We start from the raw sequence: 25239 nt of genomic DNA on the forward strand, positions 1-25239 counted from the left end.
GCCGGCGCAGGTCAGCGCTCGACGAGAGTGATCTCGAACGAGTACAGGTCAGGCCGGTAGCAGTGCTGACCGTGCTCGACCGCGCGCCCGGAGTTGTCGAAGGCGGTGCGTCCCATGGTCAGCACAGCCGCGCTCTTGGGCAGGTCGAGCAGGCGAGCCTCGGAGGCGGTGGCCGAGCGGGCACCGATGCGCTGCTTCGCGACGCGCATCGTCACCCCGCGGCCGCGGAGCAGCTGGTAGAGCCCGTGCTTCTCGAGCGACTCCATATCGAGGTCGACGAACGGCTCGGGCAGCACGTTGTCGAGCACGGCCAGGGGCACGCCGTCGGCGGAGCGCATCCGTGCGAGGTGCAGGACGGGGCTGTCGACCTCGACGCCGAGCGCCTCGGCCGTCTTCTCGTCGGCGCCCTCGACGGACGACGAGAGCAGCTGCGTCTCGGGCTTCTGGCCCGTCCGCTCCAGGTCCTCGTAGAGGCTCGTCAGCTCGACGTTGCGGGTGACGCGGCCGTGGACGACCTGGGTGCCGATGCCGCGGCGACGCACGAGCAGGCCCTTGTCCACCAGCTCCTGGATCGCCCGACGGATGGTCGGGCGCGAGAGCCCGAGCCGCGCGCTCAGCGCCACCTCGTTCTCGAGCCGGGCGCCGGCGGGCAGCGTCTCGTCGTGGATGGCCTCCTCGAGGAGGTTCGACACCTGGTAGTAGAGCGGCACCGGGCCGGAGCGATCGAGCCCGAGGAAGAAGTCGGGGGGCAGCAGCTGCTCGTCCTGAGGCATCATGTCCGCTCTTGATCGGTGGTCCTCGATCCTCCCACAGCGGCGGATCGGCAGGGCTCGGGCCTTGCCGCGCGGCCTCAGCTGCGCGGCGCGGTGCTCGTCGTCGGCGGCGGCGTCACGGTCGCCGGCGTCGTCGTCTCCGAGGCGTCGGCGGCCAGCTCGCGGGCGACGGGCGAGCCCGGCATCTCGCGCTCGAGCTCGTGCGCGAGCGAGTCGAGCTCGGCGCCGCCTGCCATCAGGGCCGTCAGCTCGGGCAGCGTGATCTCGCTCTTCTCGAAGTTGCCGAGGCTCATGCCGCGGTTGAGCAGCAGGAACCGGTCGCCCACCGGGTACGCGTGGTGGGGGTTGTGCGTGATGAACACGACGCCGAGTCCTTGGTCGCGCGAGCGGGCGATGTACTTGAGCACGACGCCGGACTGCTTGACGCCGAGGGCGGCCGTCGGCTCGTCGAGGATGAGCACGCGGGCGCCGAAGTAGACGGCGCGGGCGATGGCGACGCACTGGCGCTCGCCGCCCGACAGGGTGCCGATCGGCTGGTCGACGTCGCGCAGGTCGATGCCCATGCGGGCCAGCTCCTCGAAGGTGATCTTCTTCATCGCCTTCACGTCGAGGCGACGGAACGGGCCGACCCCCGTCGTCATCTCGGAGCCGAGGAAGAAGTTCCGCCAGACGGGCATCAGCGGCACGACCGCGAGGTCCTGGTAGACCGTCGCGATCCCGGCGCTGAGGGCGGCCCTCGGCGAGGCGAAGGTGACGGGCTCGCCGTCGAGCAGCAGCTCGCCGTGGCTCGGGGTGTGGGCACCGGCCAGCATCTTGATGAAGGTGGACTTGCCGGCGCCGTTGTCGCCGAGCACGCAGGTGACCTGGCCGGCCGCGACCGTGGTCGAGACCCCGGAGAGGGCGTTGACCGCCCCGTAGCTCTTGCCGATGTCGCGGACCTCGACGATCGTCGTGCCGACGTCGGCACGCGGCGGCACAGCCGGGGCGCCGGAGCGGTCGGTGCTGGCGGCGCGGTCGGCGCGGTCGCTGGTGGTGTCGGTGCTCATCGCCCGCCTCCTGCTCGTGTCCTGACGAAGTTGTTCAGCAGCACCGCGGCGAGCAGCATGCCGCCGAGCACCGTGCGCAGCCAGTTGGTGTCCCACTGGGCGAAGGTGATGCCCTGGAAGACCATGCCGTAGATCAGCGCGCCGAGGGCGGCGCCGATCGCTGAGCCGTAGCCGCCGGTCATGAGGCAGCCGCCGACGACGGCGCAGATGATGTAGATGAACTCCTGGCCCACGCCGGTGTTGGCCTGGACGGTCGAGGTGCGGAAGAGCGAGATCATGCCGACCAGCCAGGCGGCCCCGGCCGTGCCCATGAACAGGCCGATCTTGGTCTTGAGGACGGGCACGCCCACCTGGCGGGACGAGTTCAGGGCCCCTCCGACCGCGAAGATCCAGTTGCCGGCGCGGGTGCGCAGCAGGATCCAGGTGGCCGCCGCCGCGACGAGGAACCACCAGAGCACGGACACGTAGAAGGTGCCGCCGCCGATCTGGACCGACGCGCCGAACAGGGGCTGGATCGAGTCGTAGGCGGGCACCTTGGTCATGCCCTGGATGGCGACCTGCCCGGTGATGATCTTGGTGACGGCGAGGTCGATGCCGGCGAGGGCGAAGAACGTGCCGAGGGTGACGATGAAGCTCGGCAGGCCCGTCTTCATCACGAGGATGCCGTTGACGGCGCCGACGCCGAGGCAGACGACGAGCGAGATGACGACCGCGACCCAGATGCTGAGGCCGTAGTGGGTCGTGAGGATGCCCACGATGAGGGCCGAGAAACCGGTCATGACACCGGCCGAGAGGTCGAACTCGCCGCCGATCATCAGCACGGCCACCGCGACGGCCATGATGCCGAACGTCGAGGCCGACTCGAGCCAGACGCCGGCTCCGGCGAAGCTCAGGAACTGGGGCGTGTAGAGGGAGAAGAACAGGAGCACCGCGAGCGCGGCGACGAAGGCGCCCGTCTCGGGCCGGGCGAGGATCTTGCGGAGCGGACGTCGCTCGAGGCGTGGCCTCGTCGCGATCGTCACGATGTCAGTGGTCGTCAACGGTGACTCCTGGGTCGGGGGGAGGAGAGGGGGCCGGCTGCCGATCGCGCCCGCCCCCGGGGAGTGTGCCTAGCGAGTGCCGTTGGCGGCGAACTCGGCGACCTGGGCCGCGTTGTCCTTCGTGACGAAGGCGGGACCGGAGTAGACCGGCTGGCCGCCGCCGATGACGTTGCCGTTGGTGACGAAGAGCTGCAGGGCGGTGACGCCGAGGAAGCCCTGCACGTAGGGCTGCTGGTCGACGGCGAACAGGATGGAGCCGTTCTCGACGTCGGCCACGACGTCCTCCGACAGGTCGAAGGTGCCGATCTTCGCGTCGCTGCCCGACTCCTCGACCGCGCCGACCGCGTCGATGGCGTACTGGCCGCCGAGGGTGAGGACCCCGTCGATGGACGGGTCGGCCTGCAGCTTCGACTTGATGGTCGCCTTCACGTCGGCGTCGTTCGTGCCGTCGACCTGGAGGTTCGTCATCGTGCCGCCGAAGGTCTTGGCCGCGGCGGCGCAGCGGTCCTCGAGGCCGACGTTGCCGGCCTCCTGGATGACGCAGAGCGCGTTGCCGAGGCCTTCGTCGGCGAGCCTCGTGCCGACGGCCTCGCCGGCGACGGTCTCGCTCTGGCCGATGTGGGTCAGGGCGCCGAACTCGGACGAGCGCTCGATGCCCGAGTTGATGGTCACGACGGGGATGCCCGCGGCGACGGCCTTCTTGACGCTGTCCTCGACGCCGTCGGGGTTGGCCATCGAGACGACGATGCCGTCCACCTCCTGCGCCACCGCGTTGTCGATGAGCTGCGACTGCTTCGCGGGGTCGGCGTCGGAGTTGTAGGTGATCGTGGCGCCGTAGTCGTCGCCGGCCGTCTCGGCCCCCGACTTGACGCGGTCCCAGAAGGCGTCGCCGGGGCCGGAGTGGGTGACGACGGCGAAGGTGAGGTCCCCGCCGCCGTCGTCGGGGCTGGCCGTCTCCTGGCCCGTTCCCGCGCAGCCGGCGAGGAGGAGCCCGGTCGTCGCGGCGAGGCCGAGGCCGGCGAGGAGTCGCTTCTTCATTGAAAGTCCCTTCGATGCGGAGCTCGTCGCGCAGGACGGTCCGGGGTGACGTCGGTGTCGGGTCCGAGTATGTGTGAGGGGGTCATGCTTGTCAATACATTCTGTCATTGGGATAAGCTCGCTCTGCCCCCTGCTCGACAGGGGTCCCGCCGACGACGTCAGGAGAACCATGTCGACACCGGATCGCGTAGGAGTAGGCCTCGTCTCGCTCGGATGGATGGGACGGCTGCACTCGCGGGCGTACCGCGCCGTCGCGGAGCACTATCCCGAGCTGCCGGTGCGGGCGGAGCTGGTGTCCGCCGCCGACACGGACGCCGGCGCACGACACCACGCCGAGACGGTGCTCGGCTATCGCCGTACCACCGCAGATTACCGTGAGGTGATCGCCGACCCCGAGGTCGACGTCGTCTCGATCTGCGCGCCGAACTTCCTCCACCACGAGGTCGCGCTCGCCGCGGCCGCCGCGGGCAAGCCCTTCTGGATCGAGAAGCCGATGGGCCGCTCGGCCGTCGAGTCGTCCGAGATCGCCCGCGCCGCCTCCGACGCCGGCGTCGTCACCTCGGTCGGCTTCAACTACCGCCACGCGCCCGCGGTCGCCCGCGCCCGGGAACTCGTCCGCTCGGGCGCGCTCGGCACCGTGACCAACGTGCGGGTCAGCCTGCTCGCCGACTACTCGGCTGATCCGCTCGGCGCCCTGACCTGGCGCTTCATGCGCGACCGGGCAGGGTCGGGAGTGCTGGGCGACCTGCTGTCGCACGGCGCGGACCTGGCCCAGTTCGTCGTCGGGCGCATCGACTCCGTGACCGGGCTCACCGAGACCTTCATCCGCGAGCGTCCGCTGCCGGGCTCGGGGGCCGCCGGCCACTTCAGCAAGGGCGCCGAGGGCGGGGCCACCGGCGCTGTCGAGAACGAGGACTACGCCGCCGTGCTCGGCCGCTTCGACTCGGGCGCCGTCGTCGTGCTCGAGTCGAGCCGCGTCGCGATCGGGCCGCGCGCGGAGTACGCGCTCGAGGTCTACGGGACGAAGGGGTCGCTGCGCTGGGACTTCCAGCGGCTGAACGAGCTGCAGGTCGCCGACGACACGAGCGGGTACCGCACCGTCATGGCGCAGCCCGGCTTCGGCGACTTCGCCCGGTTCCAGCCGGGCGCCGGCACGAGCATGGGCTTCGACGACCTCAAGACGATCGAGGCGCAGTTGTTCCTGCGCTCCGTGGTCGAGGGGCGCCAGCTGGCGCCGTCCGCCGCCGACGCCTGGTCGGCCGCCGAGATCGTCGAGGCGGCGGTCCGCAGCGACCGGGCCAGGGCGTGGGAGACGGTGGGGCAGGTCGAGGGGCCGACCACCTACGACCTGTGACGGGTCGGGCTCGCCGAGTCGCGCCTCCTCAGGCGAAGGAGGCGCGGAAGCGCTCGAGTGCCGTCTCCGAGTCGCCGGACGGCCAGGCCTCGAGCCCCACGACGCCCTCGTAGCCGAGCGTGCGCAGCTCGGCCGCGATCGCCGGGTACCGGATCTCGCCCGTCCCCGGTTCGAAGCGTCCCGGCACGTCTGCCACCTGGATCTCGCCGACCCACGGCAGCGCGCGCCGCAGCAGCTCGATCAGGTTCCCCTCGCCGATCTGTGCGTGGTACAGGTCGAGGTTGAGGCGCAGGCCGGGGCTGTCGACGGCGCTCACGAGCGCGAGCGTGTCCTCGGCGCGGGCGAAGGGCGTGCCCGGGTGGTCGACCGCGGTGTTGAGGTTCTCGAGGGTGAAGACGCGCCCGTGGCGCTCGCCGAGCAGTGCCAGGCGGGCGAGCGTCTCCTGGGCTCGTTCGCGGTCGCCGGGCGCCACCTCCTCGTCCGGGCGCAGGGGGCGCACCGGCAGCCCGTCCGGGTCGAGACCGGTGCCGTGCAGGTTGAGCCGCGGCGAGTCGATGACCTCGGCCGCGGCGATCGACAGCTCGGCGGTGCGCAGCAGCTCGGCGATGCCGTCGGTCGTGGTGAGGTCGCCGTCGAGGTAGCCGGTCATCGACGAGAACGTCGCACCGGTGGCGGCGAGGGCCGGCAGGTCCTTCGTCGACCAGCCCCAGATCTCGACCTGGAAGCCGAGCTCGTGCAGGCGCCGGACGCGGTCGACGACCGGGAGCTCCCCGAACAGCATCTCGGCCGAGGCGGCCAGCTGGATTGGCATCGTCGCGTCAGAGCTCGACGGCGACGGAGACGCGCTCGACCGCCGAGCGGGCGGCGGCGTCGGCGAGGACGAGCGCGGCGCGACCGTCGGCGAAGGTCGGGCTCGCCGACTCCTCGCCCCGGGCCAGCTGGATGAACGCGCGCAGCTCGGCGACGTAGGCCGCCGCGTATCGCTCGAGGAAGAAGTCCTGGTAGGGCGGCTTCGCCTCGACGTGGGAGGCGGTCGACACGCTGACGAGGCTGGTGAGCGCGTTCGACACCTGCAGCGAGCCCTCGGCGCCGAACGCCTCGAGCCGCTGGTCGTAGCCCACCGCGCTGTGCCGCGAGTTGGTGATCGAGACCAGGGCCCCCGAGGAGGAGCGGAGCGTCACCATCGCGGTGTCGAAGTCGCCGTGCTCGCGGGCGCCCGGGTCGAAGACGGTCGTGCCGGTGGCGGTCACCTCGACGATGTCCGGCAGGAAGAACCGGGCCATGTCGAAGTCGTGGATGGTCATGTCGCGGAAGATGCCGCCCGAGACCCCGACGTACGCCGCCGGAGGAGCCGCCGGGTCGCGGCTCACGATCGAGAGCTGCTCGAGCTCGCCGATCTCGCCGGCCGCCACCCGGGCGCGCGCCGCGGCGAACGCGGGGTCGAAGCGCCGGTTGAAGCCGAGCGCGATCGGGATGCCCGAGGACTGCACCCGGGGCAGCAGCGCGTCGACCCGCGCGATGTCGAGGTCGATCGGCTTCTCGCAGAGCGCGGGGACGCCGACGTCGAGCGCCGCCCCCAGCAGGTCGACGTGCGTCGCCGTGGGCGAGGCGATGAGGACGGCGTCGACGTCGCCCGACGCGAACATCTCGGCCGCGTCGGTCGTCACGGTGCCGCCGTGGCGGGCCGAGACGGCCTGCGCGCCCTCGACGAAGGGGTCGCAGACCCAGGCCAGCACGGCCTCGGGGTCGGCCGCGATGTTCGCGGCGTGCACCTGGCCGATGCGGCCCGTGCCGATGAGTCCGAAGCGGAGGGGAGTGGTCACGTCGTCGTCCTTGCTGCCCGTGGGCGTCGTGGGGCCCCGAGGGGCAGGAGGAAGTGGGGGCGTCTGGTGGTGGAGGGGCGCCAGAGGGCGGTGGTCGTCGGGTGCTCAGGGCGTCAGGTGCTCGAGGCGTCAGGCCCAGTCGCGGAGGGCCTCGCGGTTGACGAGCTGGTCGGCGCCCCGCTCGGCCCGGAACGCGGCGATGTCGGCGTCGGGGGCGTTGAGCACGTCCTGCTCGACGACGATCCAGCCGTCGAAGCCCTGTCGGTCGACGGCGCCCATCACCGCCCCGAGGTCGACGTCGCCCTGGCCGAACGCCACGAAGGAGCCGGACGACCAGACCTCGCGCATGCCGCCTCCTTGGTCCAGCACGCGCCGGAGCTCGGCGACGTCGACGTCCTTGAGGTGCAGGTGGTTGATGCGGTCGCCCCACCGCTCGATCGCGAGCACGGGGTCGCCGCCCCCGATCACGAGGTGCCCGGTGTCGAGGGTCAGGCCGACGTCGACGGCCGAGAGGAACCGGTCGATCTCGTCCGGCGACTCGATGAACGTGCCCGCGTGGTGGTGGAAGGTCGGCTCGAAGCCGGCCGCCCGCGTCAGGGCGGCGGCACGCTCGACGTTGGCGACGAGGGTCGACCAGCGGCGCTCGTCGAGCGGGTCGGCGGTGGCGCCCCGGCCCGGGCCGGCGCGACGAGCGTCGGACCCGTCGTCGGCGAGGGTCGGGAGCGGCAGCCGCGAGGGGCCGTCCTCGGACGCCTCGGCGAAGATGCGCAGGGCCTCGTGCAGCTGGGGGAGCGCGGCGTCGAAGGCGTCGTCGTCCGAGAACGGCAGCTGGACCCAGCCGCCGGCGAGCTCGAGACCCGAGCGGGCGAGCCGGGCGCGCAGCTCGTCGCCGCGGCCGAGGTAGTCGACGGGCCCGAGGTCGACGCCGGCGTAGCCGCTCTCGGCCAGGACGTCGACGAGCTCGTCGGGGCCGACGACGTCGGCGCCCTCCGGGGTGAGCTCGAAGACGCCGAAGCTGACGGGGGCTCCGGCCACGGACGCCTTCATCGGAGCGCCGGCAGCGGGGTGCGGTGAGCGGGCTGGTTCTGGTTCATACGTCGCTGTATGCCTTCCCGGTGGGGGCTAATTGTCCTAACAATGGCACAAAGTTCTGGGCGAGGCAACGGAGACGGTCGTCCCGCGGCTGCCTCCCGTGCCCTCGCGGAACGCGGTCCGTGCCTCAGGGCCGCGGGCCGGGGCCTGGGTCTCGCGAGGCGAGCAGCCGACGCGCCAGCTCCTGCCCTGCCTCGACGAGAGCCGGGGGGCCCTCGAGCGTCAGGTCGGCGTCGAACCCGGCGAACCGGGCCGCGAGGGCACGCCACGACCACGAGCCCGTCGTGAGCCTCGTGCGGCCGTCGTCCCCCTGCTCGACGAGGGCGTCGGCGTCGACGTAGGGCGCGACGTCGCGAGCCGGGAGGTCGAGCAGCGCCGTGCCGACGCAGGGCCAGGAGGCGTCGGTCGACCCCCGGAACCGCGCCGCGACGAAGGCGACCGGGTCGTCGCCGGGCACGCGGCGCCGGCTGAACGACCGGCGCGTCGCCGCCCGCGGGCGCATCCGGTCGACGCGGTAGGTGCGCCAGTCGGCAGCGGCGGGCGCCCACGCCAGGAGGTACCACCGGCCGTTGCTCGTGACGACGGCGTGCGGCTCGACCGAGAGCGGTGGGCCGACCTCGGCCTCGCCCCAGACGGGTGCGTAGTCGAACCGGAGCACCTCGCGGGCGGTGGTCGCCTCGATCACCGCGACCAGTACCTCCGGGTCGACGACCACCGCCGACGGCGTGCTGAGCACCTCGATCGAGTCCATCCGGTGCCGCAGCCGAGACGGCATCACCTGCCGCACGGTGGCGAGCGCACGGGCGGCCGCCTCGCCGATGGCGGTGCCGGAGGCGGGCGCCACCGCGAGGGCGAGCGCGACGGCCACGGCCTGGTCGTCGTCGAAGAGCAGGGGCGGCAGCTCGGCACCCGCCGACAGGCGGTAGCCGCCGGTCGGCCCTCGCAGGGTCGTCACCGTGTAGCCGAGCTCGCGCAGGCGCTCGACGTCGCGGCGGACGGTCCGGGGGCTCACGCCGAGTCGCTCGGCGAGGAACGTCGCCGAGCTCTCCGGTCGCGCCTGCAGCAGCGAGAGGAGCGTGAGGATCCGCGAGGAGGGGCTGGTCACGTCCCGATGATCGCACCGGATGCGGTCACGATCTGACCGCATCGGGGTGGAGAGTCGCTGTCGACGCGGGCCTCACCACCGAGGACTGCGCGACGACGAGGAGACAGACATGACCATCTCGACCACCCCGCACCTCAACTTCGACGGAGACGCCCGCCAGGCTCTCGACTTCTGGGCCGCCGCACTCGGCACCGAGGTGACGGCCATGACCTACGGACAGATGGGCGCCTCCGACGACCCGGCGTGGGCGGACCGGATCGTCTGGGGGCAGGTCGAGACCGCGAGCGGGGTCCACGTCATGGCGTTCGACGTCTGGCCGCACCAGGAGTACGACCAGGGGGCGAACTCCTGCTACGTCTACCTCAGCGGCGACGACGCCGCCGAGATCACGGCGGTGTGGGAGGGGCTCGTCGACGGGGCCGAGATCCGGCAGCCGCTGGGCGCCTCCGCGTGGTCGCCGTTGGCAGGGCAGCTCCGCGACCGGTTCGGCGTCGTGTGGGCGCTCGACGTCCGGGCTCCGCAGTCGGGGGCGTGACGGGCGGCGGGCAGGCCCGGCGCTTGGCAGCTCGGCACCCCGTGGCCTGACACCCCGAAGTGGACGATGCACCCCGTCGTTGCGGGGTGCATCGTCCACTCGGAGGTGCGTCGCCCGGCCCGGGCTACTCGCTGACGCTGTCGCTCTCGCCCGCGAGCTCGCCGCCGTCGATGACGAACTCGGCCCCGGTCTGGAAGCTGGACTCGTCGCTGGCGAGGTAGACGACGAGGTTCGAGACTTCCTGGGGCTCGCCGATGCGGTGCAGGGCGCCGAGCTGGTCGCCGAGCTCGAGGCCGTCGGTCATCGGGGTGCGGATGACGCCGGGGTGCACGGAGTTGGAGCGCACGTTCTCGGCCCCGAGCTCGAGCGCGACCGACTTGGTCAGGCCGCGGAGGGCGAACTTCGAGGCCACGTAGCCGTGAAGCGCCGTGGTGCCCTGCAGCCCTGCGGTGGAGGAGATGTTGACGATGCTCGACGGGGCGGACGCGACCAGCGCCTCCTTGGCTGCCGTGATGCCGAGGAAGGCTCCCGTGACGTTGATGCCGAGGATGAGGTTCCACTGGTCGAGCGTGTACGTGCCGAGACGGCCGAAGTTGACGATGCCGGCGTTGTTGACCAGCACGTTGAGGCCGCCGAACTCGCTGACGGCCGTGGCGACGGCCGCCTCCCAGTCGTCGGGCGACGTCACGTCGAGGTGCACGTAGCGAGCGGCGTCGCCGAGCTCGTCCGCGAGGGCGCGGCCCTCGTCGTCGAGCAGGTCGCCGATGACGACCTTGCCTCCCTCGGCCACGATCGCGCGGGCGTGCGATGCGCCCATGCCTCGGGCGCCTCCGCTGATGAGGGCGATCTTGCTGGTCAGTCTGTCCATGGGTGGCTCCTTTGCCATCGGGTGCTGCGGGTCGTTCGGGTTCGCGAGCAACGGTGCTCTGCGGGTCTCGGCAGATGTCGCTCTGTGCGACGGGTGTTGCCGTGCCGCGAGAGTAGCGACCGAACCGTCGGGTTCGCTGAGGAAGCCTCGAGGGTGCCTGGGTGCGACTCGGCGGCTCGTGGGCGTCGTCGTGTCCCGTCTCGTTCCGAGCGTTCCGTCTCGCCGTGATCAGACGTGATGCTCGGAACGAGACGGGACACGGACAGGGGCACGCGTGGGCGCGAGCGCGGCAGTGGCCGTGGCCGCTACTGCTCCGTCAGGGCCGCCGCGTACGCCTTCACCGAGCGGTGGTACCGCGGCAGGGTGGGCTCGACGGCCTCGATCGCGACCCGGAGCGCCTCGTCGGCGCGGCCGGCGCTGTGCAGCGCGAGCGCGAGGAACACCCTCGGCGCGGCGCCGGTGGCAGGGTGCTCGGGAGCGTCACGCAGCATCGCGATCGCCTCGTCGAGCCGGCCGAGGTTGCGGAGGGTCGAGGCGTGCTGCACCACCATCTGGGCCGCACGCGTGGGGTCGACGGCGTCGAGACCGGCCGCGGTCGCGGCGGCGTAGTGGACGTCGGCCTCCGCCTCCTGCCCGCCCGAGTCGTGGGCGCCGCCCAGCTCGAACGAGCCCAGGGCGGGGTGAGGCGCTGCGGCCGCCAGCGCCTCCATCAGGGTGATCCGCTGCGCGTCGTCGACCTCGGTGTCGGCCCAGAGGGCGGCGACGCGCGCCTCCCAGTCGTCGGTGCTCGTCCGGTCGTCGGTGCTCGTCTGATCGTCGGTGCTCATGAGCCGAGGCTAGGGCGTTCTGCCCTTCTCGAGACGGACCGCGCCGCGTTCCATCAGCCGCCACGACCCGCCCGCGAGCGGCGTGAGCGTCACCGCCACGTAGACGGCCGCGACGATGCCGAAGGCGATGGTGAGGCCGATCGTGTCGGCGGCGACTCCGCCGAGGAGGGCTCCGAACGGGACCCCGGCCCAGGCTCCCGCGTTGAGGAGCCCGAACACGCGGCCGCGCAGGTGCTCGGGCACGCGCTCGAGCTCGACCGTCGCGAGGATCGGGTTGAGCGCCCCCGCCGCCAGCCCCGACAACGCCGTCGCCGCGACCAGCACCGGCAGCGGAACGCCGAGCGCGAACGCCAGGCTCGCGGGGCCGCCGGCCAGCGCGAAGCAGAGCGCGAACGTGACCCGCCGCGGCACCCGGTGCGCGACGAAGCCGAAGACGACGTTGCCGAGCAGGGCGCAGCCGCCCATGGTCGCGACCAGCAGTCCCAGGGCGGCCGCGCCTCCTAGTCGGTCGTTGGCGTAGAGCGGCAGCAGGGTCGATCCGCGCGCCGCGTCGAGGAGGTTCGTGACCAGCACCAGCGCCACGATCAGCCGCATCAGGGGGTCGCGGACGACGAAGCGGGCTCCCTCGGCGAGGTCCTGCCAGTAGGAGGCGCGGGTCGGCTCGGTGCTGCCGGTGCGGTCGCGGCTGCGGCTGCCGGGCACCTCGGGGCCCTCAGGGCCCTCGCCGGCGGGCGCTGCGGGGCGGGGGCTCGTCGAGCTGGCTGATCCGTCACAGGACGGATCAGGCCCAGGGACCAGCGTCCAGGTCAGCACCGCCGAGACGGCGAACGTCGCGGCGTTGACGAACAGCGACGGGATCGGTCCGACGGCGGCGACGAGCAGGCCGGCCAGCGACGCCCCGATCAGCTTGGCGAAGCGCTCGGAGCCGTCGAGCAGGCCGACGCTCCGCTCGATGCGGATGCCGGCGCGCTCGGTGAGGCCGGGGAGCATCACCCGACGCGCGGTCTGGCCGGGGGTGTCGAGCAGGCCGGCGACGAAGACCAGTGCCAGCAGCGCCCAGAACGGCAGGCCCACGGTCAGCGCCAGCACCGGCATCGCGAGCACGGAGGCGCCGCTCACGACGTCCGCCACGATCGCGGCGCGGCGGTGGCCGACGCGGTCGACGACGACCCCGCCGAGGGGCCCGCCGATGATCACCGGCGCCGTCGCGAAGGCCGCGGCGACGCCGATCTCGACCCCGGAGCCGCCCAGCGCGAGGACGTAGAAGGGGACCGCGAAGGCCGTGACCACGTTGCCGGTCTGCGAGATCGCGTGGGCCGCGACGAGCGCCGAGAGGGCGGTGCGGGAGGCGCGGGTCGGGCGGGTCGCGTTGGTCGCGCCGGTCGCGCCGGTCGTGCTGGTCGCGCTGGTCGCGCCGGCAGGTCCCGGGGCGACCGTCTCGGGGGCCGGGGCGTCCTCGGTCACGCGCCCGCGCCTCCTGGGTGCCGGTAGGCCTGATAGGCGAGGACGACGGTCTCGGCTCCGTCGTCGTCGGCGGGGTCGTGCGCGTCACCGACGTCGACCCAGCGGTCGACGACGGACTCGAGCTCGGCGCGGAGGGCGGCGAGCTCCGTGACCGTGAGGCGGATCGCGCGGTCGCCGCCGGCCGCCGCGGCGACCCACTCGCGCGGCAGGGCCGGCATCGCGTCGACGTACTGGGTGTACCGCGCGGCGTTCGCCTGGACGATCGACTTCTCGAGGGCCGCCGACGCACTGAGGCGCTCGGGGTCGTCGAGCAGGTCGGCGGGCTCCCACGAGGTGAGGAGTGCCGTGGCCTGCCACCAGCGCTCGCGACGGTCGGCGCTCTGCGGGTCGGCGGCCTGGATCAGGTCGCTCGCCGCGAGCTTCGACAGGTGGTAGCTGACCGTGCCCGGCGCCTCGTCGACCACGTCGCCGAGCTGTGCCGCGGTCTGCGGACCGCGCTGACGCAGCAGGCCGAGGAGGCGCAGCCGCGTCGGGTGGGCCAGCGCGCGCATCGAGGCGGCGTCGGTGAGGGCGGAGCGGGGTTCGTCGCGGGTCATGGGGCAACGGTAAGTGCACAAGAGTTGTTGCGCAAGAGGTGTTGTGGATTTCCGTGCGACCGTGATGAGCTCAGTGGCGCAGCCGCTCCCTGACCACCTGGTCGATCTCGTCGGCGACGGCCCGGGGCTCCGTCGACACGAGGGTGACGGCGTCGCCGCCCTCCCGGTCGATCACGGCCCAGCGCCCCGACGTCCAGGACCGACCCGTGCTCGGCGTCACGCGGGCGCCGGTGAGCGACTCGGCGGACCACTCCTGTGCGGTCGCGCCTCGGAGGCGCGCGACGGGGCCCGGCGTGTAGCGGAGGCGGTGGTTCGAGAGGGAGAAGCGCCCCCCGTGGCCTAGTCCGCCCGTGGGCCGGACCAGCACGGCCGACGTGCCCCAGAGGATCGTCTCGTCGTCACGGACGGGGTCCGAGCGCCACGACCCGAGAGCCCGGAACTGGACGATCAGGGCCACGAAGGCGGTGGCCCAGATCGCGAGCAGCCACAGGCGGACGACGTCGAGGTCGTCGTCGCCGCCGAGCAGCAGAGGCGAGAAGACCATCACGCCGAGCACACCCTGGATGACCAGCTGCACCAGCGAGGACCGACGGAGGGCGGTCTCCGAGGTGCCGGGCGCGGGTTCGAGGGGGCGGCGGGGCATGCGGTCAGCCTGCCAGGTCGGTGCTGGCGTCGGTGGCTGGTCGTCGGTCGAGGCGTCGCGCTGGCGCGATCTCAGAACGCTGGGGTGCGATCTTCTGAGATCAGCCCTGATCTCAGAAAGAACGTCTGTGATCGCGCGCGTGGTGGCCCGAGGGCTGCTGGGATGTCGGGCGGGCGGGTTCGTCGGGGGCGGGCCGTCACGACGGCCCGCCGGCGACGGACCCGCCCGCTGAAGGCTTGCCGGTGGCGGGTCTCGGGCCCAGCAGCCCGGCCAGCAGGTCGGCGAGGAGGCGCGGCGCGTCGGTGGGGAGGGTGACGGCCGGGCGAGGGCAGGGCTCAGATGTCGAGGACGCCGTCGACGGCCTCCGTGCGGGCAGGGATCTGTCGCGTGGCGATGTCCTCGTCGAGGTGCACGGAGACCCAGAGCCAGTCGAGTGGCCAGCCGGTGTCGTCGAAGACGCGGTAGCGCCGACGCAGTCGCAGGAACGGCACGTCGGCGTGCTCGAAGCTGACCAGCAGCTCGGTCGTCGGCCAGCTGCCGACGGTCTCCACCTCGAGGGAGCGGTACGGGCTCCGGCCCCGTCTCGGCTCGGGGTGCTCGCGGGTCCAGACGATGTCCGGCTCGTCCAGCCGCTCGAACTGGGCGCGCAGAGCTGCCGCGGCCGCATCGCGCGATGCCTGGTCCAGAGGGGCGAGCGGCCAGCGCGCACCCTCGACGCCTGCCAGGTCGAGACGGTCTCGCCAGGGGGCGAGCACCTCCTCGCGACGGTCCTCCTCGCGCTGCCAGTCCTCCTCCTGCGGCTCCGGCGCGGGCTGCCACGGCAGCTCGTCGGTGTCCACGCCATCGGGGAGGCCGTCGGCGACGTCGACCCTGGCCTCGCGTGGCTCGTAGACGACGTCCCAGCCGCCGCCGAAGCTCGAGGTCTCGTGGCGGGGGCCGCGCCGGTGATAGCGCAGCACGATCTCGTCACCCTCTCGGCGCACCTCGTCGACGAGGTGGTCGACCCGGATCGTGGAGCGTTCGCCTGCGGGGCTGAGGAGGTGCAGGTCGGTCGGAGGAGTCGGGCCCGGGTCGTCGGGCTGCGGGTCGGAGGAGGAGTCGGCAGAGTCCCCGACGTCGCCGGGGTTCCCGAAGGCGAGGGTCCAGCCGTCGTCGTCGTCGTCGGGACCGACGTCGTCGTCCGTGTCGGCGACCACGAATGCGTGGTGGTCGTGGTCGTGCTCGGCGAGGCCTGCGTCGATCGGCTCGGTCCAGTCGGCGGGGTCGGGCCAGAACGACGTCTCGGGGATCCAGGGGAGGGTGCTCGGGTCGAGATCGGCTGCGTCGGCATCGGCGTCGGTGCCGAGCCCGCCGCCGTCGAGCTCTTCTCCTCCCGGGAACGTGCCCATCCACTTCGAGGCGTCTCGGGCGTCGCCGATCCAGAGGCCGGAGGCGTCCGCCCCGATCGGCCGGCCGGTGCCCAGGTCGACGGCGGCCGTGACGCCCTCGGGAGTGAGGTGCACGGCGGTCCGGCGCGGCGACGCGTCACCGCTCGCGTCGCGGTAGACGACCCATGCGCCCTCCGGTGTCGACCGCACCTCCGCCTCCTCGACAGCACCGGCCGGACGGGGCACGTCGGGCCACGTGACGAAGCGGACCTCGTCGTCCGTGACGATCGCCGCGACCGGTCGCACGGCGTCGACGACGATCGTGGCGGCGTCGACGGCCACGGCGGCGAGGGGCGTCAGGAGCTCGCCGGAGGCGGCTGGCGTGCTCTCGCTGTCAGGTCGAGGTGTGGACATGCCGACAGGCTAGCGACGTCGGGATCGGCGAGCCGGGGCGGTGCGGGCACCGGGTGGGCAACTCCTCGGCTATCCGTTTTGCGTCGCACCGAACGGGGGGTGTCTCGATGGTCGAGATTCTCGCTAATCTAATGGTCGGCACGGATGCCGATCTCAGCGCAGGAGCGAACATGACCACCCCGACACTCTCGACCCGACCCAGGCACATGACCCGATCGAACACCGCACCGGACCCGACCCCGGCCGCGGCACCCTCCCTCGACGGAGGCGCCGGTCACGACGCCGGCGTCGGCCCCGACTCCGTCACCGGCTTCATGCAGGCCTTCGGCGTCGCGCAGATGCGCGCGGAGACCCTGATGAAGATCGTCGCGGCCGACCACGGGATCGGCGTCTCGGACCTCCGCGCGCTGTACTTCGTGCACGGCGGCACCGACGTCACGCCGCGCGAGCTCGCCGCTTACCTCGATCTGTCGTCCGGCTCCGTCACGAGCCTCGTCGACCGGATGACCGACGCCGGGTTCCTGGACCGCGCCGCCCACCCGTCGGACCGGCGCAGCAGCGTCCTCGTCATCGCCCCCGACGGCGTCGCCCTGATCGAGGGCGAGATCGGGTACTACCTCGAGGTCTTCGACGGGCTCGCGTCGCGACCCGAGCTGGCCGTCGTGACGACGGCGCTCGCCGAGCTCGCGACCTCGATGACGCGGCACGCGGCTGCGCGGTCTGCGGGCACGAGCTCAGCGTCCGCCTAGCCCGAGCCCCCCGCTCTCGAACCATGTGACGCGTCGAAGGGATCCGGGAAGAGCAGACCCCCGCGACGCGTCATCTCGATCGCGAGGACGGGCCCGGGAGCCGGGGCCGAGAGGCGCCTCCTTCGGTCGCACCTGCCTCGGGGGCGCTTCCGGCCGCAAGACCCGACCGGGGAGGCGCGAGGAGACTCGCAACGACCGGAAAAGCCCGCATTGCGTGCGGTGCGGTCGGCATTTGCGGACCCGGACCCGGACCCGGCCCTGCGGCCGGACCGGGACCCGGACCCGTACCCGGACCCGGGCCTGCGGCCGGAGCAGGGGGGGCAGTCAGCGCGGCTCCGGCGAGGCGCCGAAGGCCTTGCGGCCGTTCCAGACGGCGATCCCGATCACGAACAACGTGAAGAAGACCGAGAACACGACGCTCGGCTGCAGCACGGCCCACACGAGGACGATCATGCCGACGCTGACGACGAGGCTGATCCCGTACATGATGCGCCCGAGGCGCGTGTTCATCTTCATGGGGACTGTCTACACAGGCGGAGCGGATTCAGCCCTGCGGGCGAAGCGGACCGCGAGGCCCGGCGGCGAGACTGGACGTCGAACGAAAGGACCCCATGTTCGCCGCATCCTCGCCCGTCGTCCTCCCCGCGCTCGCGACCGTCGTCCCCGTGACGATCGTCGCCGTCGCGCTCGTGGGGCTGCGCTCGCGGCGAGCCGGGGCCGACGTGGGGACGACCCTCTGGCGGACGTCGTTCGTCGCCTACCTCGGGGCGCTGGTCGCGGTCACGTTCTTCCCGTTCGTGATCGACCTCGACGCACCTCCGGACTCGCCGTGGCGCCCGATGATGAACCTCGACGCGCTCAGCTCGCTGCACCTCCGGTCGTTCTGGCTGAACATCGTGATGACGGTGCCCCTCGGGGCGTACCTGACGGGCCGCGGGCTGGCGGCACGTGGGCGAGCGAGGCCTGGGCCGGCGGGGCGGCGTCGCCTGCGCGGCATCGTGCCGGTCGCCGCGATCGCGCTGGTCGCCAGCGTCTCGGTCGAGCTGCTGCAGCTGGTGCTGCACCTCACGATCGGCGGCAACCGTGCGACCGACATCGACGACGTGATCGCCAACACCGCCGGAGCCGTCGTCGGCGCGGTGCTCTGGCGGGCCGTGCTGCGCGTCGGGTGTCGGGTCCTCTCGGGCCGGCGCCTCGAGCTGGCCGCCACGGGCGCGAACACGAGCGCGAACACGAGCGCGAACATGCGAACGACCTCGAGCCCGCAGGAGGCGGTGCTCGCGACGGCAGGCCCGTCGCGACGGCGTCCGCACCCCTCGGAACCGCGCACACCCGCGCGCGCGAGCGAGGGTGCGCGCGGGTCCTGAGGGTGCGGACGGACGCGCCGACGCGCGTGGTCGCCTGCGCGCACGGCGCACGGCGCACGGCGCACGGCGCACGGCGCACGGCGCACGGCGCACGGCGCACCGCGCTTCGCCCACCACGCTCGCCGTCGCCGTCGGGCGGTCCGGGCGTAGGGTCGGACCGACCGAGGAGGGGCGATGACCTACCCCCGGAGCGACCGCGGCGCGACGGAGCGCGGCGTGACGACGCTGCAGCCGCGTGACGTCGTCTGGGCCTGCCTGCGGCCGGCGCTGAGGCTCCGGCTCGCGCTCTTCCGTCGGGCCGTGCGTTCGGGGACGTTCCCGCCTGCGGCCACCGCGCCTCCTTCGCTGCTCGAGGACGTCACCGCCGACCGGGTCGCCTACGTCGGCAACGCGGCCGCGGCCCGGTTCGGCGTGCTCGAGGAGGAGCTGACGACGCTCAGCCGCGTCGCGGCCGCGGTCGGCGCCGCGCGGGGACGGCCGTTCGTCTGGGTCGAGGGCCCGGCCCAGGTGCTGACCGTGCGGGAGGCGGCCGACGAGCCGACCTCGGCCGTGCCCGACGTCGACGCGGTCGTCGTCGCGCTGGGGTTCAGCGACGTGCTGCTGATGACCTCCGCCGCCGCGTGGCGCCGCGACCTCGACCGGCTGCTCGACGCCGCACGGCACCCGGGGAGCGTGCTCAGCCCGGTGCTCGTCGCGGGGATCCCGCCGATCGACCGGCTGCGGCTCACGTCGCGCGGGGCGCGAGGCCGCGTCCACGGGCAGATCGCGCGGCTCAACGCCGAGTCCGAGCGGCTCGTCCGGGACCGCGGCGACTGCGTCTTCGTGCCGTTCCCCGAGCCCGAGCCGGCCGTCGGCAGCGCCCGCCTGAACGGTCAGCTCTGGTCGTGGCGACGGGTCCACGAGCTGTGGGCGGCGAGCCTCTGGCCCGAGCTCGTGAGGGTGCTCGACGAGTCGAGCTGAGGGGCGCCGTCCCGACGTGGAAACGACGAACCTCCGCGGAAGATCACGGAGGTTCGTCGTTCTGGGGGAGGTACGCGTGCGACGAGCGCAGGTGGTCCCGCCTAGCGGGCCTCCGCCTCCTCGGCGTCACGGGCGCGCTTGCGCTCGTTCAGCGCGCGCTCGTCGCGGCCGACGACCGCCAGCAGCACGATGGCGAGAACCACGCAGGCGAGGATCAGCACGAAGGTGACGTCCCAGCCGAACGCGTGGACGGCCAGGCCGATGCCGGTGGAGGCGAGCGTCGCGCCGAGCACGTAGCCGAACAGCCCCGTGAACCCGGCCGCGGTGCCGGCGACCGAGCGCGGGCTGAGGTCGAGCGCCTGCAGGCCGATCAGCATGACCGGGCCGTAGATGAGGCCGCCGATGGCGACGAGCATGGCGAGCGAGATCCAGAGCGGGCCCTCGACCGGCGACAGCCAGTAGACGGCGACGGCGACGCCGACCGCGGTCATGAACAGGATGCCCGTGGGGGAGCGGCGGCCCTTGAACACCTTGTCGCTGATGTAGCCGCAGAGCAGGGTGCCGGGGATCCCGGCCAGCTCGAACAGCGAGAACCCGGCGATGCCCTCGCCGAGGCTCGCGCCGCGCACCTCGGACAGGTAGACCGGCGCCCAGACGAGCACCCCGTAGCGCAGCGTGTAGACGAACACGTTGGCCAGGGCCAGGTTCACCATGGTGCGGTTCGTGAGCACGTAGCGGCGGATCGTCGACCAGGTCGAGGCGCCCTCGTCGGCGGCGTCGGTCTCGACGGGGGCCGGGTCGTTCCGGTACTCCTCGATGGGCGGCAGGCCCTCGGACTCGGGGGTGTCGCGCAGCAGCACCAACGCGACGACCGCGATGACGAGGCAGACGACCGCGGGGAACCAGAACACGCTCTGCCAGGTGCCGAACGACGCGAGCGCGACACCGGCGAGGCCTCCGGCACCCGCGCCTCCCACGTTGTGCGCGACGTTCCAGATCGCGGTCTTGCCGCCGCGCTCGGAGGTGGAGAACCAGTGCACCAGGGTGCGGCCGCTGGGCGGCCAGCCCATGCCCTGGAAGAACCCGTTGAAGATCATCACCACGGCGAAGAACGCGACGGAGGCGCCCACCGCGGGGACGAAGGCGATGAACAGGTTCGCGAGGGCCGAGAGTGCGAGACCGATCGGCAGGAAGAACCGCGCGCTGCTCTTGTCGCTCACGATCGCACTGAGGAACTTGCTGAAGCCGTAGGCGAGCAGCACGCCGTTGGTGATGACGCCGAGGCCGACGGTGCTGAAGCCGTTCTCGTCCTTCAAGATCGTCGACACGAGCGGCACGTTGTTGCGGATCAGGTAGTAGGCGGCGTAGCCGATGAAGATGCCCAGGAACACCTGCAGTCGGAGGCGCGGGTAGCGGCGCGCGACGGTCGCGTCGTCGAGTCGGGGAGCGGGCGGCGGGGCCGCGAGGAAGGCGGTCAGCCCTCGTCGCGACGACGTCTCGGTCGGGGTGCGCGGGGCGCGGTGGTCGGTGGTCATCTCGGCCTTCCTCGTCCACGGCGGTGTGGGCGAACTCATAGCTGAACACGAGGTTGCAGTTCACGCAAATGACACCTGCCGTTCACCTGGAGGGGTTGACACCAGCCAGGGGGGCGGAGAAGGAGCGCTCGTCGGGAGGGGTGCCCTGGCAGTGCCTGTCAGCCTGCGGGGCGCGTGCGTAGCGTGAGGCGTGACGCCGCAGGTCGGCGTCGCCCCCTCCTCCTCCTGCCGCTGCTGCTGACCGCAGCGCGCCCCTGCCCTCGACCCTGAGAGGACCCGTCCTGACCAACGCACCCGCACCCGCGCCCGCGCCCGCTGCCGACGTCGCCCTCTCGGGCGAGCCCGGCACGTCGACCCCGACCCGTCTGCCGCTGTTCTCGCTCGTCGTGCTCGCGACGATCGGCTTCGTGCTCGTCGCCATGGAGACGATGCCGGCCGGGCTGCTGCCGCAGATCGCGTCCGGGCTCGACACGGGCGAGGGCACCGTCGGGCTGCTCATCAGCGCGTACGCGCTGGGCACCGTCGTCGCGACCGTCCCCGCGATCACGCTCACCCGTGGGCTGCGGCGTCGCCCCGTGCTCGCGGCGGCGCTCGGCGGGCTCGTCCTCGCGAACGTCGTGACCGCCTTCGCCCCGACGGTCGGCGTCGCACTCGCGTCCCGGTTCGTCGCCGGGGCCTTCTCGGGCACGATCTGGGGCATGCTCGCCGTGCACGGCCGCCGCATCAGCCCGCCCGGCAGCGCGGGTCGCGCGCTCGCGATCGTCTCGGCGGGAGCTCCCGTCGGCTTCGCGTTCGGGACGCCCCTCGGCTCCTGGCTCGGCACGACCCTCGACTGGCGCTGGTCGTTCGGCGGCCTCAGCCTGATCGGGCTCGTCGCCCTCGTGCTCGTGCTCGCCGTGGTGCCCGACGCGACCCCGGCGCCCGCCCCGGCCTCGGGCCGCCTCCCGCTCGGCCGCGTCCTCCGCCTCCCCGGGGTCGTCGTGATCCTGGCCGTCATCGCCGCGTGGATGATCGCGCACAACACGATCTACACGTACGTCGCGCCGTACCTGCGGGCCGGCGGCTCGGGCCTCGGCGTCGACCTGACGCTGCTCGTCTACGGGGTCTCGTCGATCGGCGGCATCGTCGTCACCGGCGCGCTGCTCGACCGGCACCCCCGGCCCCTGCTGCACGGCAGCGTCGCCCTGTTCGTCGTCGCGGGGGCCGTGCTGCTGGTAGGCCAGGCGTCCCCGGCCGCGGTGCTCGCCGCCTCCGTGCTCTGGGGACTGACCTTCGGGGGAGCCTCGGCCCAGCTGCAGGCGGCCCTGACCACCGCAGGAGGCGCGGAGGCGGACGTCGCGAACTCGTTCCTGCCGGTCGCCTTCAACGTCGCCATCTTCGCCGCGGGTGTCCTCGGAGCGCTGCTGCTCGGCGGGGTCGGCCCTCTCGTGCTGCCCGTCGTCATGATGGGAGCAGGGGCCGTCGCCCTCGGCCTCACGGTGTGGGGCAGGCGCAGCGCCTTCCCCGCTCGGTGGTGACGCGGCGCCTCGTCGACGCGGGCGGGCTCCGCAGCCGGAACCGCGCCTCCTTCTTACTTCTCTCTTCCCTCTTCCCTCTTCCCTCTTCCCTCTTCCCTCTTCTTCTCCACTTCCCGACATCATCACCGAACACGAACACAGGAGCACACATGCGCACCGTCAAGGCCTACGCGGCACCGTCCGCCACCGAGCCCCTCGTCCCGACGACCATCGAGCGCCGCGACGTCGGCCCGAAGGACGTCATGATCGACATCGCCTACGCCGGCATCTGCCACAGCGACATCCACACCGTCCGTGGCGAGTGGGGCGAGATCCAGTACCCGCAGGTCGTCGGCCACGAGATCGTCGGCACCGTCTCGGAGGTCGGCTCCGAGGTCACGAAGCACAAGGTCGGCGACCGCGTCGGCGTCGGCTGCATGGTCAACTCGTGCGGCGAGTGCGAGTACTGCCAGCGCGGCGACGAGCAGTACTGCGCGAAGGGCAACACCGGCACCTACACGAGCGTCGACCCCGCCGACGGCACCGTCACGCAGGGCGGCTACTCGCAGGCCGTCGTCGTCACCGAGGACTTCGTGCTGCGCGTGCCCGAGTCGCTCGACTACGACAAGGTCGCGCCGCTGCTCTGCGCCGGCATCACGCTCTACTCGCCGCTGCACCACTGGGGCGTCACCAAGGGAACCAAGGTCGCCATCGTCGGCATGGGCGGCCTCGGCCACATGGGCGTGAAGATCGCCGCCGCGCTCGGCGCCGACGTGACCGTGCTGTCGCAGACCACCTCGAAGGAGGAGGACTCGCTGCGCTTCGGCGCCAAGGCGCACTACGCGACCAGCGACGAGCAGACCTTCACCGACCTGGCGAACTCGTTCGACCTGATCGTCAACACGGTGTCGGCCAAGATCGACATGGGCGCCTACCTCGGCCTGCTCGCCGTCGACGGCACCCTCGTCAACGTCGGTGCCCCCTCGGAGCCCCTCGAGGTGCCCGCGTTCGCGCTCATCCCGGCTCGCCGCAGCTGGGCCGGATCGGCCATCGGCGGCATCCGCGAGACCCAGGAGATGCTCGACTTCTGCGCCGAGCACGGCATCCTGCCCGAGACGGAGCTGATCAGCGCCGACCAGATCAACGAGGCCTACGACCGCGTGCTCAAGTCGGACGTGCGCTACCGCTTCGTGATCGACGCGGCGACGTTCGCGTAGGTCTCACCCGCTGGTCGCATGAACGCCCTCGCCGTGCGCGGGGGCGTTCGTGCGTGTGCGGCGTCGGCTGGTCGGCGCGCTCCCGCTCGGACCCCTCCGACCCGCGCACACCCGTCGGACCCGCGCACACCCTCGGGCGCGCCGAGGGGTGTGCGCGGCTTCGGCGGGTGCGGGCGGCAGGGCGGCTGCGGTGGGCGGCTGGACCCCGTCTCGTCGATGCGAGCCGCACCTCCTGCGGGCGCCGGGCTGGCCGTCAGCGTCGCCGCATCACTTCGCACCGGGTTTCGTACACTGCACCGGGTCTAGACGCGGTGCAGTGCACGGAACTCGATGCAGTGCGTCAGGGGCGCAGTGCCAGCAGCGCGAGGTGCGCGTCGAGAGCCGTGACCGCCCAGGAGGCGTCGGTCCCGACGGCCTGGGCGAGCAGGTGCAGGGCCAGGCCGTCCACGACGGCGTGGGTGAGCTCGACGTCGACGTGGGCCGGCTCGGGGGTGCTGGCCGCGCCGCCCGCCGGGCGCGGGCTGGCCGCGCCGCCGGCGTCGAGGTGCACCAGCGCCAGCGCGCAGACGTCGCGCACCGCCGCGTGCGTCTGCTCGTGCGCCGTCCGCAGCGAGGGGTCGGTCAGGGCGAGGGCGGTGAAGGCGACGGTCACCTCCATCTCGGCGCGCCGCTCGTCGTCGAGGGGGAGCAGTTCGAGCAGGACGGCCCGGGCCGCGTCGCGTCCGCCGGTCGCGTCCGCCGCCCGGTCGACGCGCTCGCGCAGCCGCGACACCAGCAGCTCGACCGCGGCGTCGCGCACGCTCGCCTGCGTCGGGAACGTGTAGCGGAGGGACGAGGGAGGCAGCCCGGCCTCGGCGGCGACCTTGCGGACGGACACCTCCGTCGGTCCGTCCCGGACCAGCACCCGCCAGGCGGCTTCGCCGACGATGCGGCGGCGGTCGTCGAGATCAACGGTGCGGGGCATCCGTCGATTCTGGCACGACTGTGCGAAAACGTGCTAGAACTGATTCCGCACGACTGTGCGACAACGAGTCGCGCAGGGTGTCGACACGAGGTCGGCTCGGTGCGCCGGAGGAGAGGGGCCCGTCATGGCCTGGGTGCTGTTGATCGTCGCGGGGGTGCTCGAGGCCGTGTGGGCCTCGGCGCTCGGCGCCTCGGGGAACTTCACGAAGAAGGGGCCGACCGCGCTGTTCGTCGTCGCGCTCGTCCTGAGCATGGTCGGCCTCGCGCTGGCGATGAACGACCTGCCCGTCGGCACGGCCTACGCCGTCTGGGTCGGGATCGGTGCCGTGCTGACGGTGATCATCGCGGTCGTCCGCGGCCAAGAGGTGCTGACCGTCGCCCGCGCACTGCTGCTGGCCGTGCTGATCGGCTGCGTCGTCGGCCTCAAGGTGGTCAGCTGATGCCGTGGGTCGTGCTCGTCGTCAGCGCCGTGCTCGAGGCGGTCTGGGCGACCGCGCTGGGTCGGAGCGAGGGGCTCTCGGTGCTCGCCCCCTCCGTCGTCTTCGTGCTCGGCCTCGCCGCCTCGATGCTGACGCTCGGCTGGGTGACGCGGCACATCCCGATCAGCACCGCGTACGCGATCTGGGCCGGGCTCGGCGCGGCGTTCACCGTCACCTGGAGCATGCTCACCGGCGGTGAGGCCGTCACGGTCGTGCGGGTGCTGCTGCTCGCGGGGATCGTCGGCAGCGTCGTCGGGCTGAAGCTGCTGAAGTCGGGGCCGGCCGCGAGACCGGCCGTGGACGAGGAGGCGGCCGGCGCCCGTTGAGGACCGCCCTGGGCGCCTGCTCCCTCGCGCTCCGCGGCCGCGCGCCCGCGGCCGTCCCCCGCTCGGTGCCCGACGGGGGACGATCTCGTCACGATCGGATCACGGCCGGTCCTCCCGGCGCACCCGGAGGCGCGGAGGGGCCCCGCGCCGCTCTAGCGTCGG

Annotated in this window: 26 protein-coding genes; 9 read left to right on the forward strand and 17 right to left on the reverse strand. The window is 72.8% G+C overall.

The features are described from left to right. Nucleotides 1-11 precede the first annotated feature (11 nt). The 4 genes from EDF18_RS15800 to EDF18_RS15815 form a co-directional block, all read right to left on the reverse strand. Nucleotides 12-773, reverse strand: a complete 762-nt coding sequence (locus EDF18_RS15800) for a GntR family transcriptional regulator (RefSeq protein WP_123548861.1) — start codon at nucleotides 771-773, stop codon at nucleotides 12-14. A gap of 77 nt (nucleotides 774-850) precedes the next feature. Beyond that, nucleotides 851-1819: an ATP-binding cassette domain-containing protein gene (locus EDF18_RS15805; RefSeq protein WP_123548805.1), complete on the reverse strand. Its 969-nt coding sequence runs from the start codon at nucleotides 1817-1819 to the stop codon at nucleotides 851-853. Beyond that, complete coding sequence (locus tag EDF18_RS15810) at nucleotides 1816-2859, reverse strand: ABC transporter permease (RefSeq protein ID WP_123548806.1); 1044 nt, start codon at nucleotides 2857-2859, stop codon at nucleotides 1816-1818. The genes EDF18_RS15805 and EDF18_RS15810 overlap by 4 nt, the downstream gene beginning before the upstream one ends. A 69-nt stretch (nucleotides 2860-2928) precedes the next feature. Continuing rightward, a complete protein-coding gene (locus EDF18_RS15815) occupies nucleotides 2929-3897 on the reverse strand; it encodes a sugar ABC transporter substrate-binding protein (RefSeq protein ID WP_123548807.1) in 969 nt (322 codons plus the stop codon). 169 nt (nucleotides 3898-4066) lie between these two features. Here EDF18_RS15815 and EDF18_RS15820 point away from each other — a divergent pair, with 169 nt between their 5' ends. Further along, complete coding sequence (locus EDF18_RS15820) at nucleotides 4067-5251, forward strand: Gfo/Idh/MocA family protein (RefSeq protein ID WP_123548808.1); 1185 nt, start codon at nucleotides 4067-4069, stop codon at nucleotides 5249-5251. Between the two features lie 28 nt (nucleotides 5252-5279). On the opposite strand, the gene EDF18_RS15825 is transcribed toward EDF18_RS15820, so the two are convergent. From EDF18_RS15825 to EDF18_RS15840, 4 genes are all read right to left on the reverse strand, one after another. Beyond that, nucleotides 5280-6062 carry a TIM barrel protein gene (locus EDF18_RS15825; RefSeq protein ID WP_123548809.1) on the reverse strand — a complete coding sequence of 261 codons (783 nt, stop codon included), beginning with the start codon at nucleotides 6060-6062 and terminating at the stop codon, nucleotides 5280-5282. Nucleotides 6063-6069: 7 nt separating this feature from the next. Continuing rightward, on the reverse strand, nucleotides 6070-7074 hold the full coding sequence (gene iolG / locus EDF18_RS15830) for an inositol 2-dehydrogenase (protein ID WP_123548810.1): 1005 nt from the start codon (nucleotides 7072-7074) through the stop codon (nucleotides 6070-6072). Nucleotides 7075-7203: 129 nt separating this feature from the next. After that, nucleotides 7204-8109, reverse strand: a complete 906-nt coding sequence (locus EDF18_RS15835; RefSeq protein ID WP_233569206.1) for a sugar phosphate isomerase/epimerase — start codon at nucleotides 8107-8109, stop codon at nucleotides 7204-7206. Nucleotides 8110-8293: 184 nt separating this feature from the next. Continuing rightward, nucleotides 8294-9271, reverse strand: a complete 978-nt coding sequence (locus EDF18_RS15840; RefSeq protein ID WP_199732476.1) for a YafY family protein — start codon at nucleotides 9269-9271, stop codon at nucleotides 8294-8296. Nucleotides 9272-9380: 109 nt separating this feature from the next. Here EDF18_RS15840 and EDF18_RS15845 point away from each other — a divergent pair, with 109 nt between their 5' ends. Next, nucleotides 9381-9806 carry a VOC family protein gene (locus EDF18_RS15845; RefSeq protein ID WP_123548813.1) on the forward strand — a complete coding sequence of 142 codons (426 nt, stop codon included), beginning with the start codon at nucleotides 9381-9383 and terminating at the stop codon, nucleotides 9804-9806. 124 nt (nucleotides 9807-9930) lie between these two features. Here the strand turns inward: EDF18_RS15845 and EDF18_RS15850 are convergent, their stop codons facing one another. The 6 genes from EDF18_RS15850 to EDF18_RS15875 form a co-directional block, all read right to left on the reverse strand. Further along, nucleotides 9931-10674, reverse strand: coding sequence for an SDR family oxidoreductase (locus EDF18_RS15850; protein ID WP_123548814.1), 744 nt, complete (start codon nucleotides 10672-10674; stop codon nucleotides 9931-9933). A gap of 305 nt (nucleotides 10675-10979) precedes the next feature. Then, nucleotides 10980-11501, reverse strand: a complete 522-nt coding sequence (locus EDF18_RS15855; protein WP_123548815.1) for a tetratricopeptide repeat protein — start codon at nucleotides 11499-11501, stop codon at nucleotides 10980-10982. A 9-nt stretch (nucleotides 11502-11510) separates the two neighbouring features. Then, on the reverse strand, nucleotides 11511-12965 hold the full coding sequence (locus EDF18_RS15860) for an MFS transporter (protein ID WP_123548816.1): 1455 nt from the start codon (nucleotides 12963-12965) through the stop codon (nucleotides 11511-11513). After that, nucleotides 12962-13561 (reverse strand): helix-turn-helix domain-containing protein, encoded by a 600-nt coding sequence (locus tag EDF18_RS15865; protein WP_123548817.1) that lies wholly within the window; start codon nucleotides 13559-13561, stop codon nucleotides 12962-12964. The genes EDF18_RS15860 and EDF18_RS15865 overlap by 4 nt, the downstream gene beginning before the upstream one ends. 70 nt (nucleotides 13562-13631) lie before the next feature. Then, a complete protein-coding gene (locus EDF18_RS15870; RefSeq protein WP_123548818.1) occupies nucleotides 13632-14204 on the reverse strand; it encodes a hypothetical protein in 573 nt (190 codons plus the stop codon). 335 nt (nucleotides 14205-14539) lie between these two features. Then, nucleotides 14540-15985 carry a hypothetical protein gene (locus tag EDF18_RS15875; RefSeq protein ID WP_123548819.1) on the reverse strand — a complete coding sequence of 482 codons (1446 nt, stop codon included), beginning with the start codon at nucleotides 15983-15985 and terminating at the stop codon, nucleotides 14540-14542. Nucleotides 15986-16155: 170 nt separating this feature from the next. Here EDF18_RS15875 and EDF18_RS15880 point away from each other — a divergent pair, with 170 nt between their 5' ends. Then, nucleotides 16156-16734: a MarR family winged helix-turn-helix transcriptional regulator gene (locus EDF18_RS15880; RefSeq protein WP_158614705.1), complete on the forward strand. Its 579-nt coding sequence runs from the start codon at nucleotides 16156-16158 to the stop codon at nucleotides 16732-16734. 324 nt (nucleotides 16735-17058) lie between these two features. Here the strand turns inward: EDF18_RS15880 and EDF18_RS15890 are convergent, their stop codons facing one another. Continuing rightward, the gene (locus EDF18_RS15890) at nucleotides 17059-17250 is read right to left on the reverse strand and encodes a hypothetical protein (protein ID WP_123548821.1); all 192 of its coding nucleotides are present in this window, start codon (nucleotides 17248-17250) and stop codon (nucleotides 17059-17061) included. Between the two features lie 95 nt (nucleotides 17251-17345). Between EDF18_RS15890 and EDF18_RS15895 the strand changes: the two genes are divergently transcribed. Together EDF18_RS15895 and EDF18_RS16420 are read left to right on the forward strand one after the other, a co-directional pair. Beyond that, on the forward strand, nucleotides 17346-18101 hold the full coding sequence (locus tag EDF18_RS15895) for a VanZ family protein (protein WP_123548822.1): 756 nt from the start codon (nucleotides 17346-17348) through the stop codon (nucleotides 18099-18101). A 174-nt stretch (nucleotides 18102-18275) separates the two neighbouring features. Continuing rightward, nucleotides 18276-19061, forward strand: coding sequence for a hypothetical protein (locus EDF18_RS16420; protein ID WP_158614706.1), 786 nt, complete (start codon nucleotides 18276-18278; stop codon nucleotides 19059-19061). Nucleotides 19062-19162: 101 nt separating this feature from the next. On the opposite strand, the gene EDF18_RS15905 is transcribed toward EDF18_RS16420, so the two are convergent. Next, a complete protein-coding gene (locus EDF18_RS15905; protein ID WP_123548823.1) occupies nucleotides 19163-20596 on the reverse strand; it encodes an MFS transporter in 1434 nt (477 codons plus the stop codon). 386 nt (nucleotides 20597-20982) lie between these two features. Here EDF18_RS15905 and EDF18_RS15910 point away from each other — a divergent pair, with 386 nt between their 5' ends. Together EDF18_RS15910 and EDF18_RS15915 are read left to right on the forward strand one after the other, a co-directional pair. Continuing rightward, nucleotides 20983-22113, forward strand: a complete 1131-nt coding sequence (locus EDF18_RS15910; RefSeq protein ID WP_233569207.1) for an MFS transporter — start codon at nucleotides 20983-20985, stop codon at nucleotides 22111-22113. A 149-nt stretch (nucleotides 22114-22262) separates the two neighbouring features. After that, entirely contained in the window at nucleotides 22263-23309 is a 1047-nt protein-coding gene (locus EDF18_RS15915) for an NAD(P)-dependent alcohol dehydrogenase (protein ID WP_123548824.1), read from the forward strand. A gap of 340 nt (nucleotides 23310-23649) precedes the next feature. On the opposite strand, the gene EDF18_RS15920 is transcribed toward EDF18_RS15915, so the two are convergent. Further along, entirely contained in the window at nucleotides 23650-24273 is a 624-nt protein-coding gene (locus tag EDF18_RS15920; RefSeq protein ID WP_123548825.1) for a TetR/AcrR family transcriptional regulator, read from the reverse strand. A gap of 124 nt (nucleotides 24274-24397) precedes the next feature. On the opposite strand from EDF18_RS15920, the gene EDF18_RS15925 reads away from it, so the two are divergent. Together EDF18_RS15925 and EDF18_RS15930 are read left to right on the forward strand one after the other, a co-directional pair. Beyond that, complete coding sequence (locus tag EDF18_RS15925) at nucleotides 24398-24712, forward strand: multidrug efflux SMR transporter (RefSeq protein WP_123548826.1); 315 nt, start codon at nucleotides 24398-24400, stop codon at nucleotides 24710-24712. Beyond that, nucleotides 24712-25077 (forward strand): multidrug efflux SMR transporter, encoded by a 366-nt coding sequence (locus EDF18_RS15930; RefSeq protein ID WP_123548827.1) that lies wholly within the window; start codon nucleotides 24712-24714, stop codon nucleotides 25075-25077. The genes EDF18_RS15925 and EDF18_RS15930 overlap by 1 nt, the downstream gene beginning before the upstream one ends. Nucleotides 25078-25239 lie beyond the last annotated feature (162 nt).

The sequence above is a fragment of the Frigoribacterium sp. PhB107 genome (assembly GCF_003751515.1).
Classification (GTDB): domain Bacteria; phylum Actinomycetota; class Actinomycetes; order Actinomycetales; family Microbacteriaceae; genus Frigoribacterium.

Excerpts from the sequence above, each read along its gene's own strand:
- EDF18_RS15875 (WP_123548819.1), bottom strand. The coding sequence starts at position 15,985 with ATGTCCACACCTCGACCTGACAGCGAGAGCACGCCAGCCGCCTCCGGC.
- EDF18_RS15820 (WP_123548808.1), top strand. The coding sequence starts at position 4,067 with ATGTCGACACCGGATCGCGTAGGAGTAGGCCTCGTCTCGCTCGGATGG.
- EDF18_RS15925 (WP_123548826.1), top strand. The coding sequence starts at position 24,398 with ATGGCCTGGGTGCTGTTGATCGTCGCGGGGGTGCTCGAGGCCGTGTGG.
- EDF18_RS16420 (WP_158614706.1), top strand. The coding sequence starts at position 18,276 with ATGACCTACCCCCGGAGCGACCGCGGCGCGACGGAGCGCGGCGTGACG.
- EDF18_RS15825 (WP_123548809.1), bottom strand. The coding sequence starts at position 6,062 with ATGCCAATCCAGCTGGCCGCCTCGGCCGAGATGCTGTTCGGGGAGCTC.
- EDF18_RS15915 (WP_123548824.1), top strand. The coding sequence starts at position 22,263 with ATGCGCACCGTCAAGGCCTACGCGGCACCGTCCGCCACCGAGCCCCTC.
- EDF18_RS15920 (WP_123548825.1), bottom strand. The coding sequence starts at position 24,273 with ATGCCCCGCACCGTTGATCTCGACGACCGCCGCCGCATCGTCGGCGAA.
- EDF18_RS15865 (WP_123548817.1), bottom strand. The coding sequence starts at position 13,561 with ATGACCCGCGACGAACCCCGCTCCGCCCTCACCGACGCCGCCTCGATG.
- EDF18_RS15870 (WP_123548818.1), bottom strand. The coding sequence starts at position 14,204 with ATGCCCCGCCGCCCCCTCGAACCCGCGCCCGGCACCTCGGAGACCGCC.
- EDF18_RS15815 (WP_123548807.1), bottom strand. The coding sequence starts at position 3,897 with ATGAAGAAGCGACTCCTCGCCGGCCTCGGCCTCGCCGCGACGACCGGG.
- EDF18_RS15895 (WP_123548822.1), top strand. The coding sequence starts at position 17,346 with ATGTTCGCCGCATCCTCGCCCGTCGTCCTCCCCGCGCTCGCGACCGTC.
- EDF18_RS15890 (WP_123548821.1), bottom strand. The coding sequence starts at position 17,250 with ATGAAGATGAACACGCGCCTCGGGCGCATCATGTACGGGATCAGCCTC.
- EDF18_RS15845 (WP_123548813.1), top strand. The coding sequence starts at position 9,381 with ATGACCATCTCGACCACCCCGCACCTCAACTTCGACGGAGACGCCCGC.
- EDF18_RS15850 (WP_123548814.1), bottom strand. The coding sequence starts at position 10,674 with ATGGACAGACTGACCAGCAAGATCGCCCTCATCAGCGGAGGCGCCCGA.
- EDF18_RS15880 (WP_158614705.1), top strand. The coding sequence starts at position 16,156 with ATGACCACCCCGACACTCTCGACCCGACCCAGGCACATGACCCGATCG.
- EDF18_RS15905 (WP_123548823.1), bottom strand. The coding sequence starts at position 20,596 with ATGACCACCGACCACCGCGCCCCGCGCACCCCGACCGAGACGTCGTCG.
- EDF18_RS15930 (WP_123548827.1), top strand. The coding sequence starts at position 24,712 with ATGCCGTGGGTCGTGCTCGTCGTCAGCGCCGTGCTCGAGGCGGTCTGG.
- EDF18_RS15805 (WP_123548805.1), bottom strand. The coding sequence starts at position 1,819 with ATGAGCACCGACACCACCAGCGACCGCGCCGACCGCGCCGCCAGCACC.
- EDF18_RS15800 (WP_123548861.1), bottom strand. The coding sequence starts at position 773 with ATGCCTCAGGACGAGCAGCTGCTGCCCCCCGACTTCTTCCTCGGGCTC.
- EDF18_RS15855 (WP_123548815.1), bottom strand. The coding sequence starts at position 11,501 with ATGAGCACCGACGATCAGACGAGCACCGACGACCGGACGAGCACCGAC.